The organism is Halobacteriovorax sp. DPLXC-1 (genome assembly GCF_036903125.1).
GTDB classification, from domain to species: Bacteria; Bdellovibrionota; Bacteriovoracia; order Bacteriovoracales; family Bacteriovoracaceae; genus Halobacteriovorax_A; species Halobacteriovorax_A vibrionivorans.
The window spans coordinates 311,521-327,409 of sequence record NZ_JAYMCO010000001.1; the positions used below are offsets into that span (position 1 = coordinate 311,521).

Here is a 15,889-nt window from a genome sequence, read left to right on the forward strand (position 1 = left end):
GCTGTTTTTTCTGCATACATGCTTCTCTTTAGATGCCGATGTCTCTGCATTAAACTTTGAACGCTTTGTCGGGATTCTTGGAAGTTATAAACTTACAACGGCCCTCGCGTTATTTTTACTTTTTAAAATTATGTATATGGGAGAACTTACTGTCGTTGTGATGGCCGTTTTCGTATTAAATATTTTTTACAAAGTCTTCTCTCTCTTCTTGGTTGAGTATGACAAAATCATCTTACTCTTTTCAGTAGTTTTCTTGTTAGTTGCATATAATATGATCCTTCTTTTAAAAGAGGAGCTAGGCCAGGCTATTTTTAAACCTAACTTTAATAAAGAGAATTTTAATTTTGATAAATTCTGTATTTTAGAGGGGAGTATCTTCTTATCATCAGGCTCAAAGATTCCTGTCAAAGTTTCTAATTGTGATGATAAAGGTATTGTTATTTTTACAGATGAAAAAATATCAAAAGGTGAAAAGCTAGACTTTGAATTGGATTATGAAGGCGCAAAATTTAGTGATACATTTAATGTTGAGTTAGTTTATGAAAATGGCTATGGCCTGAAGTTAATAAATTCAAGCTCAAGTGGAAAGTATAATTGGAATACATTATTTAATATTTTAAAGAGAAGAGGAATTGTCTCTTATTAAAATTCAAGGAAGAAGTTATGTTTAAAGTTCTTATTTTTTGCCTATTGCTAATAGGCTGTCAGTCAAATAATAGTCCGGAAGGAGTGTTAAAATCATTCATTGAAAAGCGCTTAAACGATAAGATCAGTGTTGATGACCTTGAAGATTACCTTACTGGTGATTTACTTGAGGAATACACTCAAGCACTTGGCGAAGACCCTAATAAATTAAACGAATCAAATGAATTTTCAGATAGTCGCTTTAAAATTGTCTATAAAAACTGTAGTGGTGATGAATGTTCAATAACTTACACTCTCTCATATGAAGCGGATGCAACGGCAGAAGAGTCAAAGAGAGATGTTTCCATTTCTGTCAAAAAGATCGCTTTAATCGTTAAAAGAGATGAAAAGTGGTTCATTTCAAATATTAGTGATGTAAAGTCATTCTACGAGTTTAAAGAAGAAGATATTCGTTAATATAATTTAAAAGTTACCGAATAGTTTAATGTGAAGAATAAGAAAATACTTGAATTTACATTAGAAAGTCTTGTTTATGAAACATTTGATATTTTGGAACCTAATGAGTCTGAAGGGATTAAATTAAAATATATTTCAGACACAAGTTCATATCGAGTTGAGTGGGACACTAAGACTCTCGATTTTCCAAAAAGCTTTGCATTAATACAGGATTTAATTAAAGGCTGCTATTTAGATTTAAAATCTTATGATGTTGATCTTGATAGTGCTTTAAAAGAATTCTTCAATACTACCGAAGATATTTATTTCTATGTTTTTGGTGATGATTTATATTTGAGATTTAAGGAATATGCAGACATAAAAAAAGCGGCTTAAAAGCCGCTTTTTTATTTTTATAAAGTCATGTAATAATTTTTTAGCATCAATGCGTCTTCTTCTAAGTTTGGTGAATTACAAATCATATATCCACCACAACCATTCTTTTTAAGAGACTTAAGTAGGGCCTTCCAATTAAAGTCTGATTGCTCAAGGTTTAGATGCTTAAGGTCACCCTTAGAGTTTGTGCTGATACCTGAAATATGAATATGCATATTTTGGATAGCTTCTTCACTTAATTCTTCTTTTAACTTACCAATAACCATGTCGAATTCTTCTTCGCTATTATACTGATTAGTACGTGCGAAAAGGTGTGAGAAATCCATACAAGGACGACATGAATCAACGTTTTTAGTAAGGTTAATAAGCTCTTCAAGAGAACCAAATTGAGATGTTTTACCTGTTAGTTCAGGTCTTAGTTCAATTTCAATATCAAGGCGACTTAGTCTTTCTTCGATTACATTCATACTCTTTTCTACAAGATCGAAAACATCGTATGGTGAATCTTTCATATAGAAAGCGGCGTGGAAAGTCATAGATTCAGCACCACATAGATCTGAGATCTTTGCTGTTTGAATGATTCTTTCAACAGAAGAGTCAATTTTATCTTGTTCTCTTGCGTTTAAGTTGATGTAGTAAGGGCCGTGTGATGTCAAAGGAACACCTAATTCATATGAAACTTTTCTTAGGTTTGATGAAACTTCTTCTTTCATTCTAACACCGTGTGCAAACTCTAGTTGCATACAGTCAAGACCTAGTTCGTGAATTCGTCTTACGCCTTCTACTGGATTGTTCTTTTTAGCTGTTGAATTTGGAACACCTGCTGTACCGAATAGTAGCTTACCTTGCATCAAAAACACCCCTTTAATTCTATAATTTAAACGTTAATGCCTTGTGTATCACAATTACGGATTCGACAATAGGTGCGCTGCGAAATGCTTGCTTGCGCATAGCGCTTACAGTGACTATTATCAATTTGTAATTTAGATGACTTATAGCCGGAATTTGGATTTGGGTCTATAATTAGAGATGATCTTGTAAAAAAAATAGGGACAAAATTTTGTTTAGTGTATTTATTTCATATCTTTTAAGCTTTTTTATTATCTTCATTCAGATATTTTTTATAACTGGGTTCTTGGTTGTATTTGGACCTAATCTACATATACTAAATAATCTTGCTATCGCTGTCTTAATCTATGTGATTTCATTTACTTACATAATTCCTTCAATCGTTATTTCTCGATTTAACTTACAGAAAGTTTCTAGGGAAGAAAGACCTCGATTGTATAAGAAGGTTTCAAGCTTCTTATTTTATAGAAGTCGGCCAACACCACAGATTTATCAAGGTAAGGATGCTCCATTCTTCTTGCAGGGAACACTTCTTGGAAGCCATTTTCTCATATTAAACTCAAGCTTACTCGAGCGCTTAACAGATGTAGAAATGGATCGCTATCTTGAAGCAGAGATGGGATTTGCTGATACATTCAACTCAAAGATTCTGGGGCATTTATTAGCAGTACTATTATTTTGGCGAAATATTTTTAATTGGCTATTTAATCTCTTAAGAGCAGAAGCCGTCTTTCGTTATATCTTTGTCGTACCGAGAAGACTCTTTAACTATATTTCTAATAGCTATAAGAAGCAGTTTTTTAGCAATAATGAGAACAGTCAAATCGATATAAGAGGTATTGCACAAAAAGTGATTTATCTAGAGAATTCAAGAATTAACAAAGTACATTTTAATATTTCTTCTACAACAATGTGGTCACTCCATTATCATAAGGAACACGAGATGGACCAAAGGTTCTATCAAAGTGAGCTATTATGAAGAAAGTTTTTAAGTTCTTTAAAGATTTGGATTATACAAAGTATTATCCAGCGCTTTTTACGATTGTTTTTCTTTTGGTTCTTTTCCAATACAAATTTCCAACGATTGAAGCAATCTTCTATGACTTACGTCTAAAAACGGACTTTAGTCTAAATAAAGATGACAGAATTGTTCTTATAAAAATTGATGAAGAAAGTGATGAGTTTTTAGGTGAGAGCTATCCCTATACTTATACAACTTACTTAAAATTATTCCGTAAGGTTTTAAAAGATAAGCCTGCTATTATTAATTTCTTTGGAGATCTTTCGGCACCTTTAAATGAGAGAGAAGCAAATTCTTTAGAATTGCTTCACGATGAAATTAAAGCCTACGTCAAACAAGGTGGCCTATATCGTTATGGAACTGAATTAGATGCATGGGGGGAAAGACTTCCTCCTCAACAATTACGAGATCTTGGTTATTCTCCAGCAATTGTTAATATTGATAGTAAGCTATTTGCTAAAGATGATGTTGTAAGAAGAATGGTTCTCAATATATCAGGAGAAGAGACATTAAGCTTTTGGACGGCAAATGAGTGGAGAATTCTTCATGGTAAAGAGCCACTAATTCTTAATAATCTAAAAAGTGCATATTATATGCCCGAAGCTGACGCTAGCTTTAGCTTGTTTCGTTACCCCTTACGCAAACTTAAGCATGTCGAAAAACTACCGGTTCATAGGGTTGTTGTTGGGAATATTCCGCCAGGCTATTTTAATGGAAAAATAGTATTAATTGGTCCCGCCTATATATCAAATCTTGGTCATTACGCTAAAACTCCATTTGATAAAGACCAGAGGCGATCACCAAAATTAGAAATACATGCCAATATGACTAAGTCACTTATAGAAAATAAGTTAGTCTATGCAATACCGATGTGGGTAACAAAATTAATTTCGATGCTAATTGGTATCATTCTTTCAATTGTTATCTCACGTATCCAGCCAGTAAAAGGACTTGTAACTACAGTAGCTATTATCTTTAGTACGATTCTGATTTCTTATTTGATATTCATTGCTTTTGGACTTTGGCTATATATAACCCACATCTTACTTACTGTGTTTGTTGTTTATTATATTTGGGTTCCCTTTAGGGCCATTGGTGAATATCAACGTCGTTATAAAATTCAGGAAGAGACTAAATTATTAAAAAGAGTTGAAGATTTGAAACAAAACTTTATCTCATTAATGTCACACGATTTAAAAACCCCTGTGGCCAAGATTGCAGGTGTTGCAGACAATATGTTGCAGAAAAATCGTGGTGGTGAAACGTATGTTCATGAAGGGTTAAAAACAATAATTGATTCAACTAAAGAATTAAATAATTTTATAACTTCAATCTTAGATTTAACTAAAGTTGAATCACGAAATATTTCTCTTAATCTACAAAGTAAGGATGTTAATAAAGTAATTGATGATTGTGTAAATAGCTTAAGTTATTTAGCACGATCAAAAGAGATGAAAATCAATACTGAATTAGGCCCATTATTTCCTATCGAAATTGACACGAGCTTAGTTAATAGAATTATTTCAAATATTGTTGAAAACTCAATTAAATATGCCGGTATAGGCAAAGTCATTGATATTAAAACTTGGGATGATGATACTTGGGTTTATATTGAAATATCGGATAATGGCGTTGGTATGGGACAAAATGACGTCGATAATATATTTGAGAAGTTTTATCGGGTTAAAAACGATGCTTCTCATACGATTAAGGGAAGCGGTCTAGGTCTTTATCTGGTAAAATATTTTGTAGAACTTCATGGTGGAGAGATATCTGTAACCTCTCAAATTGGTGAAGGAACAAGCTTTTTAATTAAATTTTTAAATAAATAATTGGAGTGCGTATGCATAAGGTTTTAGTCGTTGATGATGATAAGGTTTTACAGAGTTCTGTAAGGGAAGCTCTCGAATTTCATCACTTCGCTGTCGATGTTGCAGACAATGGAAAAGAAGCACTAAGTGCAGTTTATAAAACGAAATATGACCTGGTTGTTATGGATGTTAACATGCCAGAGATGGATGGGATTGAAGCCTTAACTGAAATCAAAAAACATGACCCATCTGTTATTGTTATTATTTTAACGGCATATTCGAATGTTACTGATGCTGTAAAGGTCGTTAAAGAAGGTGCTTATAATTACTTAGAAAAGCCAATTAGCTCTGAGAATTTAGTTTCTTTAATTAAGCGAGCATTAAAAGCACGCTCACTAGTTGAGACAGTTGGATTCTCTGCTCCAGTTTTATCTCTTGGGGATACTAAGAATAAATTTGTTGGTGAATCAGATGTTATGCAAAAGGTTTTCAACGTAATTGGAAAACTTGCACAGGTCAATACACCGGTTCTTATTCGAGGTGAGTCAGGTACTGGTAAGGAACTTGTTGCTCGTGCCATTCACTATAATGGGCCAAGAAAAGATGAGAAGTTTGTAACGATTAATCTTGCAGCGATACCAGAGAACTTAATTGAGTCTGAATTATTTGGGCACGAGAAAGGTGCATTTACTGGTGCCAATGAAAGAAAGATTGGTAAATTTCAATTTGCTGACGGTGGAACACTTTTCTTAGATGAGATTGGTGATGTTTCACCTACAATGCAAGTCAAGCTACTTCGTGTTCTTCAAGAAGGCTCGTTCACTCCTGTTGGTTCAAATAGAGAAATTAAATGTGACGTAAGAATCATTGCTGCTTCACATAAGCCTTTTGAGAAAATGATTGAAGACGGAACTTTTAGAGAAGATTTATTTTATCGTTTAAATGTTCTTCCTGTTTATCTACCTCCATTAAGAGAAAGAAATTCAGATATTCCACACCTTGTGGATTACTACGTTAAATATTTTAATAATGTTCACCATCTCAGTATTTCGGGACTTGATGATGATGCGATGGCCATTATGAAGAGTCATGATTGGCCTGGAAATATTCGAGAACTAAGAAATGTTATTGAGCATGCTTTTATTATTGAAAGCGGAGACATAATCAAATCTTCTTCACTACCAGATAAGATTCGTAAATCAGCAACTGTTGAATCATCTAATGATGCTGATGAACAAACAATTATCGATTATGAAGAGATTAAAGACTCTGTTCTTACAGACGCAGGTCAAGATGAGAAGCTAATTGCAAGTGCGCAAGGCTATCAATTTGTTTTTGCGACAACAGAAGAAGATGGTGAGTTAAGGCTTAATTTTTCACAGGCAAAAGATATCTTTGAGAAAGAGTTTATTGTTCAGGCCTTAAAGATCAATAAGGGTAAGATTAATCAAACTGCTCTAAAAGCGAATATTCCAAAGAAGACGTTACTTCGTAAAATTGAGAAATACGAAATTAATCCTAAGGAATATTACGAATGAATCGAATATGGCAAATGACCTTACTTATTGTAGGGATTTTATTTTTAGATCAATTTTCAAAAGGCGCAATACAATCAAGTTTTAAACTAGGTGAAACTCTTGAGGTAATTCCAGGCTTTTTTAATTTAACATATGTTAGAAATCCAGGGGTTGCATTCGGAATGGGAGGAAGCTTCCCGGACGTTGTTAGAATGGTTCTCTTTAAGATCCTTCCTGTTATTGCTTGCTTTTGGTTTGTCTATCTTATTTGGGATGCACGCAAGAAGAGCTATCTTCTATGTCTTGCCTATTCAATGATCTTTGCAGGGGCCGTGGGAAATCTAATTGATCGTATATCACTAGATTACGTTGTTGATATGTTTGATTTCTATTATGGTGGATGGCATTTTGCAGCTTTCAATGTTGCAGACGCATCCATTTCTGTGGCAGCAGGTATTTATATAATTGATTATTTCTTAACTGAGTATAAAGGAAAGAAGAAGAGTGCTAATACTTAAGCACTCTCTTCTTCGTTATTTGATTCTTCACTTGGTAAATCTTTTTTAATCCCGTATTCATTATGAAGCTGATCTAAGCTTTCTTCTGAGATATAAAGTTCTGACTTTAAAGTCTCTTTTCCCCAGATAGCAAATGCATCATTATGTTCATACATTGTAATCGTTTCCCAAGGGCAATCTTGAGAACAGTTTTGACAACCGATACAACGTGCTAGATCGATTTCAACTGTTTGATTAAATTGTGGGTTATTTGGATTTGGCCCAGGAACTAGTTCAATTGAATCTACTGGACATCCTTGAATACAGATTTCGCAACCTGTACAACCTGATTGGTGTACAACAGCAAGTAGTTTTGGACCTTTTTTACCTTTTCTCGCAGGTTTAAAACGTGCTGAGTGGTAAGGGTTCTCAACTAAAAATTTAACATCTTCGCTCATTAGCAATTCCTAATACTTTAATACAGACAGTATTTTAACGTATATCAACGCATCATTAAAGGGATTTTTGCCTGATTAAAATACATTAGGTATAGTCCTTTAGCAATATTGGAACGTAAAAAGATTAAGTAAATAATAATTTTTACTTTACATAATTTCAGGGGTTTACCGTGAGAAAACTAAGATTTGTCACAGCGGCCAGCTTATTTGATGGTCACGATGTATCAATAAATATTATGAGAAGATTGCTTCAGTCAAAAGGCGTTGAGGTAATTCATTTAGGTCATAACCGCTCGGCGCAAGAGGTTGTGGATGCTGTATTACATGAAGATGCTCATGCAGTTGCACTGAGTTCTTACCAGGGTGGGCATAATGAGTACTTTGCCTACGTTAGAGAGCTCTTAGATGAAGCTGGCGCCTCAAATGTACGTATTTTTGGCGGAGGTGGTGGAGTTATCACACCAAAAGAGATTAAGGCCCTGCATGAAAAGGGAATTACAAGAATCTATTCTCCAGAAGATGGTATGAAGCTTGGTCTTGAGGGCATCATTGATGACATGATTGAGCGAGCAACTCATTCGACACTGGAGGGTTTTGACTTAAATGCTAAGCAAAAAGAGCTGCCAAAGACAAGTCTTGCAAAGGTTATTACTGCAATTGAGGATGGGACAGAAATTGAGATTCCATCATCGGAAAAGAATATTCCAGTTCTAGGTATTACGGGAACAGGTGGAGCCGGTAAGTCATCATTAATTGATGAAACTCTTTTAAGATTTCACCGCTTCTATCCAGAGAAGAAAGTCGCTCTTATTTCAGTTGATCCAACAAAGAAAAAGACACAGGGGGCACTACTTGGAGATCGTATTAGATTAGGATCTGCAAACTTTGAAAACTTTTATATTAGATCTCTTGCAACTCGTGACTCAGGAACAGAACTATCACCACAAATCAAAAAGACTGTTAATTTTTTAAAGGAACAAGACTTTGATTTAATTATTGTTGAAACTTCAGGTATTGGTCAGGCTTCTGATGAGATCACAAAGATTTCTGATAAGTGTATGTATGTAATGACACCTGAGTACGGTGCCGCAACTCAGTTGGAAAAAATCGAAATGCTTGAACAAGCTGACTTTGTTGTTTTAAATAAATTTGAAAAACCTCGCTCAGAAGATTCAATGAGAGATATTAGAAAACAATATCGTCGCAATCATAATCTCTTTGCTGGGCATCCAGGTTCTCCAACTGATGAAGAGTTACCAATCTTTGGAACGATGGCATCTAAGTTTAATGACGTTGGAGTAAATGCATTATTTCAAGCAATTGCACAGACTTTTGATTTCGATCAAGCGCCTCTGGAAGGAATTGAGGCCAATCGTGCACGTACCGATAAGACAAGAATTATTCCACCAGAGCGAGCTCTTTATTTAAGAGAAATTGCAAAAACAAGTCGTGACTATAATTCAGAAACATTTGAGAGAATGGAAAAGCTACGTGATGTTGAGGCCTTAGAGATCACAAGTAAAATTGTTCCTAGTAAAGAAATCGATGAAAAGCTTACTCAGTTAAAAGAAGAACTTGGTGAAGAAGTTGAAAAAGAATTAGAACAATTTCAATCCGTTCTTAAGCAATATGAAAGTGGAACATTTACTTACAAGGTTCGTGATCGTGAGTTCAACGTAGCGACTAAATATCAATCCCTTTCAGGTGTTGATATCCAAAAAGTTGGAACACCAAATTTCACCTCAATTGTAGATCAGTATAAGTTCATTAGAAATGTAAACCTTCCAGGGTTCTTCCCATACGGTGCTGGGATTTTCCCATTTAAGCGTACAGATGAAGATCCAAAGAGAATGTTTGCAGGTGAAGGTGGACCAGCAAGAACTAATAAACGTTTTCACTATCTTTCAAAAGATGACAAGGCAAAGCGTCTTTCAACAGCTTTTGATTCTGTAACTCTTTACGGAGAAGACCCTGATTTACGTCCAGATATTTTTGGTAAAATTGGTGAAGCAGGTGTTTCAATTGCAACAGTTGAGGATATGGAATTATTATTTGATGGTTTTGATCTTTCAGATCCATACACTTCTGTTTCAATGACAATCAATGGACCGGCACCAATTATGCTGGCATTCTATCTTAATACGGCCCTAAGACAAAAACTTAAGGGCGATGATTATTATGATAAAGATAAGCGTTTGGCGATCCTTCAACAAATTCGTGGAACAGTTCAAGCAGATATTTTAAAAGAAGATCAGGCCCAAAATACTTGTATCTTCTCTCTAGAATTTGCATTAAAAATGATGGGGGATGTTCAAGAATACTTCTGTCAGCAAAAAATTAGAAATTATTATACTGTTTCAATTTCTGGTTATCATATTGCAGAAGCTGGTGCGAATCCAATTACACAAGTTGCTTTCACACTGGCAAACGGATTCACATTTGTTGAGTACTACTTGGCTCGTGGATTAAATATAGATGAGTTCTCTCAAAACTTATCTTTCTTCTTCTCTAATGGATTAGATCCTGAATATTCAGTAATCGGTCGAGTTGCTAGAAAGATTTGGGCGATTACAATGCGTAATAAGTATGGAGCAAATGATAAGGCTCAGAAGTTTAAGTATCATATTCAAACATCTGGTCGTTCACTTCATGCTCAAGAGATTGATTTCAACGATATTAGAACAACTCTACAAGCTTATCTTGCACTTTCAGATAATTGTAACTCTCTTCATACAAATGCATATGATGAAGCGATTACGACTCCAACTGAAGAGTCTGTTCGTCGTGCAATGGCAATTCAGATGATTATCAACCGTGAATTCGGTCTTAATAAGTCAGATAATCCAATGCAGGGAGCTTACGTAATTGAAGAGTTAGCTGGTCTTGTTGAAGAAGCTATTCTTTCTGAATTTGAGAGAATCTCAGACAAAGGTGGAGTTCTTGGTGCAATGGAAAGTATGTATCAGAGATCTAAGATTCAAGAAGAGTCACTTCATTATGAAACTCTTAAAGACTCAGGTGAACTACCAATTATTGGTGTGAATACTTACATCGCCGATAATATTGACGAGCAACTAAATCAAGAAATTGAATTATCTCGCTGTAGTGATGAAGAAAAGAAAGGACAAATTGCTAGACTCAATGACTTCAAAGAAAGAAATAAGAATAAATCAGAAGACGCGCTTAATCGCCTAAGAGAAGTTGCACTTTCTGGAGGAAATATTTTCGAAGAATTAATCGAGACTGTAAATTATTGTTCATTAGGTGAAATCACAAATCTTCTATATGAGATTGGTGGGAAATATAGAAGGAATATGTAATGAAGAAATCTAAGCTATATACTCGTACAGGTGATAAGGGTGAGACTAGTCTAGTTGGTGGACAACGTGTTTCAAAAGCAAGTGCTAGAATAAACCTTTATGGAAACTTGGATGAGCTAAATAGCTATATCGGTTTATCTCTTTGTTATATTCAAGAAGTACGATTAAAAAATACGTTTAAAAGGATCCAGGACAATATCTTTGTCCTTGGGTCTAATTTTGCGAGTCTAAAAGAGGACCGTGAAAATTACAATTTACCTAAGCTAAAAGAAGATGAGTTGATCCACTTAGAAGAAGAAATCGACTACTTCGATACTATCGTTGATCCATTGAAGTACTTTATTCTACCTGGGGGAGGAGTTGCCGCTTCTCATATTCATATCTGTCGTACTAAATCTCGTGAAGTAGAAAGACAGGCCGTGGACTTAGGTGATGTTGAAAGAATCGATTTAGAATATCTAAATCGCTTATCTGACTATTTCTTTATTGTAGCAAGATTTCTAAATAAGATTGAAAATATTAAGGATGTTGCTTGGGTACCAAATAAGTAAGAGTCTTATTTGAAAAACTTCATGATTTTAGTCATGACAGTTTTATCCTCTTCAGGCTCTTTTGGTTTCTTTTTCTTAGCTGGCTTTTTAGTTTGTGCTTTCTTTTTAATATCTCCGCGAAGCTTAGGGCTTTGCAGGCTTAATTTATTATTTATGGCCAAAAAGCTTGTTTGATCGGCAAGATTTGTATTGGTCTGTGTCACTTCACCATTTTCGAAATGCTCTTCGATCGGTCGGGTGAGAGATTTAAGTTCGAGCTCAGTTAAGTCATCAAGACATATTGTAATATAGCAATTTCCTATTCTAACAGTTTCATAGACATAGAGCCTATGGGACCCTTCAATTTTCTTATTATTGATGAAGGTACCATTTGTAGAGTTAAGGTCCTTAACTATTATCTCATTTTTTTTTTCGTGTGTAATTTCAAGGTGTTTTGATGATATTTTCTTATCATCTACTGATATATCTACTGCCGACTTTGATCGCCCGAAAGTGATTTTTGGTTTGATCAAAAATTTGGCCGTATTTTCACCACATTTAATAACTAATGAGATAGACATTGCTTGATACTCCTATATAAAGTATATCACCAATATGATATAATACAGGTATTGGATATAATTACCTACGTAATTTCAGAGGTTTATATGAGTGAGCTATTAAATGTAACATCAAAGGCCCTTGGCCAAATAAAAAACATTTTCGAAAGTGAAAATCGTTCTAAGACTGACTTCGGTCTTCGTCTAGGTGTTATCGGAGGCGGATGCTCTGGACTATCTTATAATATCGACTTTGATGCCCCTAAGGACAGTGACAATATTATTGAAATGGATGGCGTAAAGATTCTTATCGATCCTAAGTCTTCAATATACCTTAGTGGAATAACTTTAGATTTCAAAGACGGCCTAAACGGAAAGGGCTTTGTATTTGAAAATCCAAATGCAAAGAATACTTGTGGATGTGGTGAAAGCTTTAGCGTTTAATCTTAATAGGTTTTTTAATATCTTTTAAGACGAATTTGCTGGTTTTTAGAATATTCGTAATATTCTCACCCCAATAATTTGGATCTGTTTTTCTATAGAGTCTTTCAAATTCAAAACTTGTAAGTGATTTAGCATCAATAGATATACTAATGCTGCCAGCTTTTAGAATGTCATAGACATATAAAGGCTCTTCATTTTCGATTCTTTTCTGATTGATAAATGTTCCATTTTTGGAAGACAGGTCACGGACAAGAATTGAGCTTTTGTCATAGATAATTTCAAAGTGTTTTGAAGAGACTTTAGGGTCATCCAGAACAATATCGACAACTTCTTTGTTTCGGCCAAAAGTTATTTTATTTTTTATAAGAATTTTCTTTGTGTTTTTCTTGTCATCGATAATGAGGCGAATAGACATTACGATTTCCTTTTTTCAGTGCATCACTAAATTACGTTAAATAGTCTTAAGACAATTTCTATTATATATTTAGTTTTATATAGTTAAAGGTACAATAAAAAATGCCTAGTAGAGTTTAGTTAATATTGTAATTAGTAAAGTAGGTTAACGATATGGAAAACAATCAAGAGATTATTAAAGATGTAATGTTTGAATTCTTCTTTAACGATAACCAATTTACGTTAAGTAATTATGTTGTTTACAAGTTTAAAGGTGAGGAAACTCGAGAGTATCTACAAAGGCAAATTACTGCTGATATAAGTGGCCTTGATAATGCTGCGACAATTGCATGTCGCCTTGATCGTACAGGACGTGTGTTTTCTTTTTTCTATTTAATTCATAATAATGATGGTTTTTATCTTGCTGTCGATGAGAAAATTTCTGAAGAAACAATTGAAGAGTTAGAGAAGTTTATCATCATGGAAGATATAACGATTGAGAAAACTCAAAAGCTTCCATGCCTTTCAACGAGGAAGGGAAATGACTTCGTTACAATGGATTTATTTGATGGTGTAGGCTATATCGGTCTTGTTGATGAGAAATTAGACAAGAAAGATTATGTGAACTTCTTAGAAGTCTTAACAGCATGGCCTATATTAGATAAAACAATTGATCGCACTAAATTAATTAATGAAACGCGCTTAAATGAATTTGCAATTAGTTATAATAAAGGATGTTTTCTTGGACAAGAAACCGCATCAAAAATTGAAAGTCGAAGAGGTGCCGCTCGTTATCCTGTGTTATTAACTTCAAATAAAGAACTAGCTGATGAGGTTAGTCTAAATGATAAAAAGGTAGAGATACTTAATCGTTGTAAGATTGGTGAAACTCATTTTTCTGTAGCAAAGGCGCCAAGGGAGCTATTAATTAATAATCTTGAGGTTTCATACCAAGATGATTTAATCAAAATTAATACATACCCTGTGCTTGCTAAAGAAAATATCAAAGAAGAGATTAGTGAATACTATTATAATAAGGCCGTTAATCTCTTTCATAAAAATAAGATTACTGAATCTTTAAGCTTGTTAGATCAAGTTATTAGTTTCAATCCTTTATACGCAGATGCATATGAGTCTAAAGGAGTTATTCTTGGAAATAGCGGAGAACACCAGAAGGCCATTGATGTTATGGATGAGTTATTAGCGGTTGATGAAAGCTCTGTTATGGCACATACCAATAAGTCCTTATATTTAATGAAGCTTGGAAAAATAGAAGAGGCCGAAGAAGAAAAGGCCCTTGCAACAGTTGCTTCTTTCAAGCGTTTCGGTGATGAAGCTAAAGCGAAGAAAGCGAAAGAAGAACAAGAAAGAGCGGAAAAGGAAGAACGTGCTCGTCGTTTTGAAATGTTTAATAAGGTTTTGGCCATTGATGAAAATGATGTTGTTGCAAACTTTGGATTAGCTGATATTCATTTTAATAATGAAAAATTTGAAAAGGCACTAAAGCATTTAGAAGTAGTATTAAATGAAAATCCTAAATATTCTGTAGCCTACTTACTAAAGTCAAAAATACTCTTTAGTGAAGAGAAATATGAGCAATGCTTAGAAGTAATTGAAAAGGGAATACCGATTGCAACTTCTCAAGGAGAGCTTATGCCTGCAAATGAGATGCAAACAATTAAGTCTAAGGTTTTAAGGAAGGTTTAGTAATACTCACTTCTTGCAGCTAGTAACTCATTTTTAATTTTCTCAATTGAGTCAGAGTTTATCTTTTTTTCTAGATTCAAAATATGATTTCGGTGTGAGGCAACCATTTCTTTAAAAACAAGATAGATTTCATGGCCTTCACTTGAAATAATCTCTTCTTTATAGGCCTTCTCTAAATCAAGTTCACAAAATACAAGCATATAATATTCTTCAATTGCTCTCTCTTGTATTTTTTTGAATTCATTCTCTGTGAAGTCGTGTTCTGTTTGTTTTGAGAGCGATGAGAATAGTTCAAGGGCCCAATAAAAGGTCATATAAGCGTGGTATATACCTCTAATTGGCCTTAAGGCCCTACGCCAAGGGCTATAATAGATTTTTTCTTCAAGCTCCTCTAAGAGCTCATTCTGATTTAAATAGCTATTTAGGACATGGTGTCCATTTTCATGCAGAAGGTCATCCATTAGATCTATATCATCACGGTCGAATGTATTGATTGATGAGTATCCTGGAAGTGTTTGCATTGAGTAGCTGACAATTCCCTTTTCTTTAATCGGTATAATATTATTCGTAAAAGTTTTAAATACCTCAAATAAATCAGGAGTATACTTTCTTAATCTTTCGTAGGCTTTTGCTATTTTCTCTGTCATGAAAGAAGATGAATCTTCAAGGTCGGAGTAGAAGATTATAGTTAAGTCATCGATCTTCGTACTTAGAGCATGCTTGTTTTTAGAATTTTCATTGATATGAGCAAGGACTTTATCTTCTAGCTTATCAAATAGTATACGGTTACCGTTTTGATATACTGATACGTTGTCATCACCAAGCTCAGGTACATTCAAATAGCGCAGCTCTTGGTCGACTTCTTCTAGGATATGTATTTTGAAAAATGAAATAATATTATCTTCTAAAATATGAACAAGTTTTTTTGATTCAGCTAAGAGGTCTTTTGTCTCACTAAGTGAATTTAAAAAAGACTTTGCAAGATTGCTATCGTGCCAGAAATTAAATATAGCATCTTCTGATTCGCTCATTTCGTAGTCTTGGCCTACTTCAAATTCTGAATGGTAAGAAATGATCTCAATTAATGCTTCTATCAGATTAAACCAGTAAAAATTTAAGTTTGAATATGAGTCGAGTTTAGTTGAAAAGATGGCCTCTTTATAGAAGTCTTGAAATCTTTGAGACAAATACTCATTGCTCTCTTCTACATCACTAGATGCATCTTCACGATAAAGTGCAAGTGTTTCTAAATAAGACTCTTTGAAAGAGTTATTATTTTGAATGAATTGATTGAATTGTTTCATGG

Annotated in this window: 16 protein-coding genes; 11 read left to right on the forward strand and 5 right to left on the reverse strand. The window is 34.2% G+C overall.

Annotated elements, in window-relative coordinates; translation table 11 throughout:
• Window positions 1-136 precede the first annotated feature (136 nt).
• The 3 genes from VCM44_RS01545 to VCM44_RS01555 are packed head-to-tail and all read left to right on the forward strand — an operon-like array spanning window position 137 to window position 1,476.
• Window positions 137-646: a hypothetical protein gene (locus VCM44_RS01545; RefSeq protein WP_334677859.1), complete on the forward strand. Its 510-nt coding sequence runs from the start codon at window positions 137-139 to the stop codon at window positions 644-646.
• Between the two features lie 17 nt (window positions 647-663).
• Window positions 664-1,101 (forward strand): hypothetical protein, encoded by a 438-nt coding sequence (locus tag VCM44_RS01550; protein WP_114705940.1) that lies wholly within the window; start codon window positions 664-666, stop codon window positions 1,099-1,101.
• A gap of 30 nt (window positions 1,102-1,131) precedes the next feature.
• On the forward strand, window positions 1,132-1,476 hold the full coding sequence (locus tag VCM44_RS01555; RefSeq protein ID WP_114705939.1) for a hypothetical protein: 345 nt from the start codon (window positions 1,132-1,134) through the stop codon (window positions 1,474-1,476).
• A gap of 17 nt (window positions 1,477-1,493) precedes the next feature.
• Here VCM44_RS01555 and VCM44_RS01560 read toward each other — a convergent pair whose 3' ends face one another.
• The gene (locus VCM44_RS01560; protein WP_233500245.1) at window positions 1,494-2,327 is read right to left on the reverse strand and encodes a TIM barrel protein; all 834 of its coding nucleotides are present in this window, start codon (window positions 2,325-2,327) and stop codon (window positions 1,494-1,496) included.
• Between the two features lie 284 nt (window positions 2,328-2,611).
• Here VCM44_RS01560 and VCM44_RS01565 point away from each other — a divergent pair, with 284 nt between their 5' ends.
• The 4 genes from VCM44_RS01565 to lspA are packed head-to-tail and all read left to right on the forward strand — an operon-like array spanning window position 2,612 to window position 7,192.
• A complete protein-coding gene (locus VCM44_RS01565) occupies window positions 2,612-3,304 on the forward strand; it encodes a hypothetical protein (RefSeq protein ID WP_334677860.1) in 693 nt (230 codons plus the stop codon).
• Complete coding sequence (locus tag VCM44_RS01570; RefSeq protein WP_114705936.1) at window positions 3,301-5,178, forward strand: ATP-binding protein; 1,878 nt, start codon at window positions 3,301-3,303, stop codon at window positions 5,176-5,178. Before VCM44_RS01565 ends, VCM44_RS01570 begins: the two co-directional genes overlap by 4 nt.
• A gap of 11 nt (window positions 5,179-5,189) precedes the next feature.
• Window positions 5,190-6,695, forward strand: a complete 1,506-nt coding sequence (locus tag VCM44_RS01575; RefSeq protein WP_114705935.1) for a sigma-54-dependent transcriptional regulator — start codon at window positions 5,190-5,192, stop codon at window positions 6,693-6,695.
• Complete coding sequence (gene lspA / locus VCM44_RS01580; protein ID WP_114705934.1) at window positions 6,692-7,192, forward strand: signal peptidase II; 501 nt, start codon at window positions 6,692-6,694, stop codon at window positions 7,190-7,192. Before VCM44_RS01575 ends, lspA begins: the two co-directional genes overlap by 4 nt.
• Here the strand turns inward: lspA and VCM44_RS01585 are convergent.
• A complete protein-coding gene (locus VCM44_RS01585) occupies window positions 7,189-7,629 on the reverse strand; it encodes a 4Fe-4S dicluster domain-containing protein (protein ID WP_114705933.1) in 441 nt (146 codons plus the stop codon). The two genes, lspA and VCM44_RS01585, sit on opposite strands and share 4 nt — an antisense overlap.
• Window positions 7,630-7,799: 170 nt before the next feature.
• On the opposite strand from VCM44_RS01585, the gene icmF reads away from it, so the two are divergent.
• The gene (icmF, locus tag VCM44_RS01590; RefSeq protein ID WP_205570960.1) at window positions 7,800-10,949 is read left to right on the forward strand and encodes a fused isobutyryl-CoA mutase/GTPase IcmF; all 3,150 of its coding nucleotides are present in this window, start codon (window positions 7,800-7,802) and stop codon (window positions 10,947-10,949) included.
• Window positions 10,949-11,500 (forward strand): cob(I)yrinic acid a,c-diamide adenosyltransferase, encoded by a 552-nt coding sequence (locus VCM44_RS01595; RefSeq protein WP_334677861.1) that lies wholly within the window; start codon window positions 10,949-10,951, stop codon window positions 11,498-11,500. Before icmF ends, VCM44_RS01595 begins: the two co-directional genes overlap by 1 nt.
• A gap of 5 nt (window positions 11,501-11,505) precedes the next feature.
• Here the strand turns inward: VCM44_RS01595 and VCM44_RS01600 are convergent, their stop codons facing one another.
• Window positions 11,506-12,060: an FHA domain-containing protein gene (locus VCM44_RS01600; protein ID WP_334677862.1), complete on the reverse strand. Its 555-nt coding sequence runs from the start codon at window positions 12,058-12,060 to the stop codon at window positions 11,506-11,508.
• An 87-nt stretch (window positions 12,061-12,147) separates the two neighbouring features.
• Here VCM44_RS01600 and VCM44_RS01605 point away from each other — a divergent pair, with 87 nt between their 5' ends.
• The gene (locus VCM44_RS01605; RefSeq protein WP_114705930.1) at window positions 12,148-12,483 is read left to right on the forward strand and encodes a HesB/IscA family protein; all 336 of its coding nucleotides are present in this window, start codon (window positions 12,148-12,150) and stop codon (window positions 12,481-12,483) included.
• Here VCM44_RS01605 and VCM44_RS01610 read toward each other — a convergent pair.
• Window positions 12,473-12,898, reverse strand: coding sequence for an FHA domain-containing protein (locus VCM44_RS01610; RefSeq protein WP_114705929.1), 426 nt, complete (start codon window positions 12,896-12,898; stop codon window positions 12,473-12,475). The two genes, VCM44_RS01605 and VCM44_RS01610, sit on opposite strands and share 11 nt — an antisense overlap.
• Window positions 12,899-13,050: 152 nt before the next feature.
• On the opposite strand from VCM44_RS01610, the gene VCM44_RS01615 reads away from it, so the two are divergent.
• Window positions 13,051-14,583, forward strand: a complete 1,533-nt coding sequence (locus VCM44_RS01615; RefSeq protein WP_334677863.1) for a CDC27 family protein — start codon at window positions 13,051-13,053, stop codon at window positions 14,581-14,583.
• Here VCM44_RS01615 and VCM44_RS01620 read toward each other — a convergent pair.
• Window positions 14,580-15,887 (reverse strand): aKG-HExxH-type peptide beta-hydroxylase, encoded by a 1,308-nt coding sequence (locus VCM44_RS01620; protein WP_334677864.1) that lies wholly within the window; start codon window positions 15,885-15,887, stop codon window positions 14,580-14,582. The genes VCM44_RS01615 and VCM44_RS01620 overlap by 4 nt on opposite strands.
• Window positions 15,888-15,889: the final 2 nt, after the last annotated feature.

Coding starts and splice junctions, on each gene's coding strand:
- VCM44_RS01545 (WP_334677859.1), top strand. CDS start 137: ATGGGAGAACTTACTGTCGTTGTGATGGCCGTTTTCGTATTAAATATT.
- VCM44_RS01550 (WP_114705940.1), top strand. CDS start 664: ATGTTTAAAGTTCTTATTTTTTGCCTATTGCTAATAGGCTGTCAGTCA.
- VCM44_RS01560 (WP_233500245.1), bottom strand. CDS start 2,327: ATGCAAGGTAAGCTACTATTCGGTACAGCAGGTGTTCCAAATTCAACA.
- VCM44_RS01570 (WP_114705936.1), top strand. CDS start 3,301: ATGAAGAAAGTTTTTAAGTTCTTTAAAGATTTGGATTATACAAAGTAT.
- VCM44_RS01575 (WP_114705935.1), top strand. CDS start 5,190: ATGCATAAGGTTTTAGTCGTTGATGATGATAAGGTTTTACAGAGTTCT.
- lspA (WP_114705934.1), top strand. CDS start 6,692: ATGAATCGAATATGGCAAATGACCTTACTTATTGTAGGGATTTTATTT.
- VCM44_RS01585 (WP_114705933.1), bottom strand. CDS start 7,629: ATGAGCGAAGATGTTAAATTTTTAGTTGAGAACCCTTACCACTCAGCA.
- VCM44_RS01595 (WP_334677861.1), top strand. CDS start 10,949: ATGAAGAAATCTAAGCTATATACTCGTACAGGTGATAAGGGTGAGACT.
- VCM44_RS01600 (WP_334677862.1), bottom strand. CDS start 12,060: ATGTCTATCTCATTAGTTATTAAATGTGGTGAAAATACGGCCAAATTT.
- VCM44_RS01605 (WP_114705930.1), top strand. CDS start 12,148: ATGAGTGAGCTATTAAATGTAACATCAAAGGCCCTTGGCCAAATAAAA.
- VCM44_RS01610 (WP_114705929.1), bottom strand. CDS start 12,898: ATGTCTATTCGCCTCATTATCGATGACAAGAAAAACACAAAGAAAATT.
- VCM44_RS01615 (WP_334677863.1), top strand. CDS start 13,051: ATGGAAAACAATCAAGAGATTATTAAAGATGTAATGTTTGAATTCTTC.
- VCM44_RS01620 (WP_334677864.1), bottom strand. CDS start 15,887: ATGAAACAATTCAATCAATTCATTCAAAATAATAACTCTTTCAAAGAG.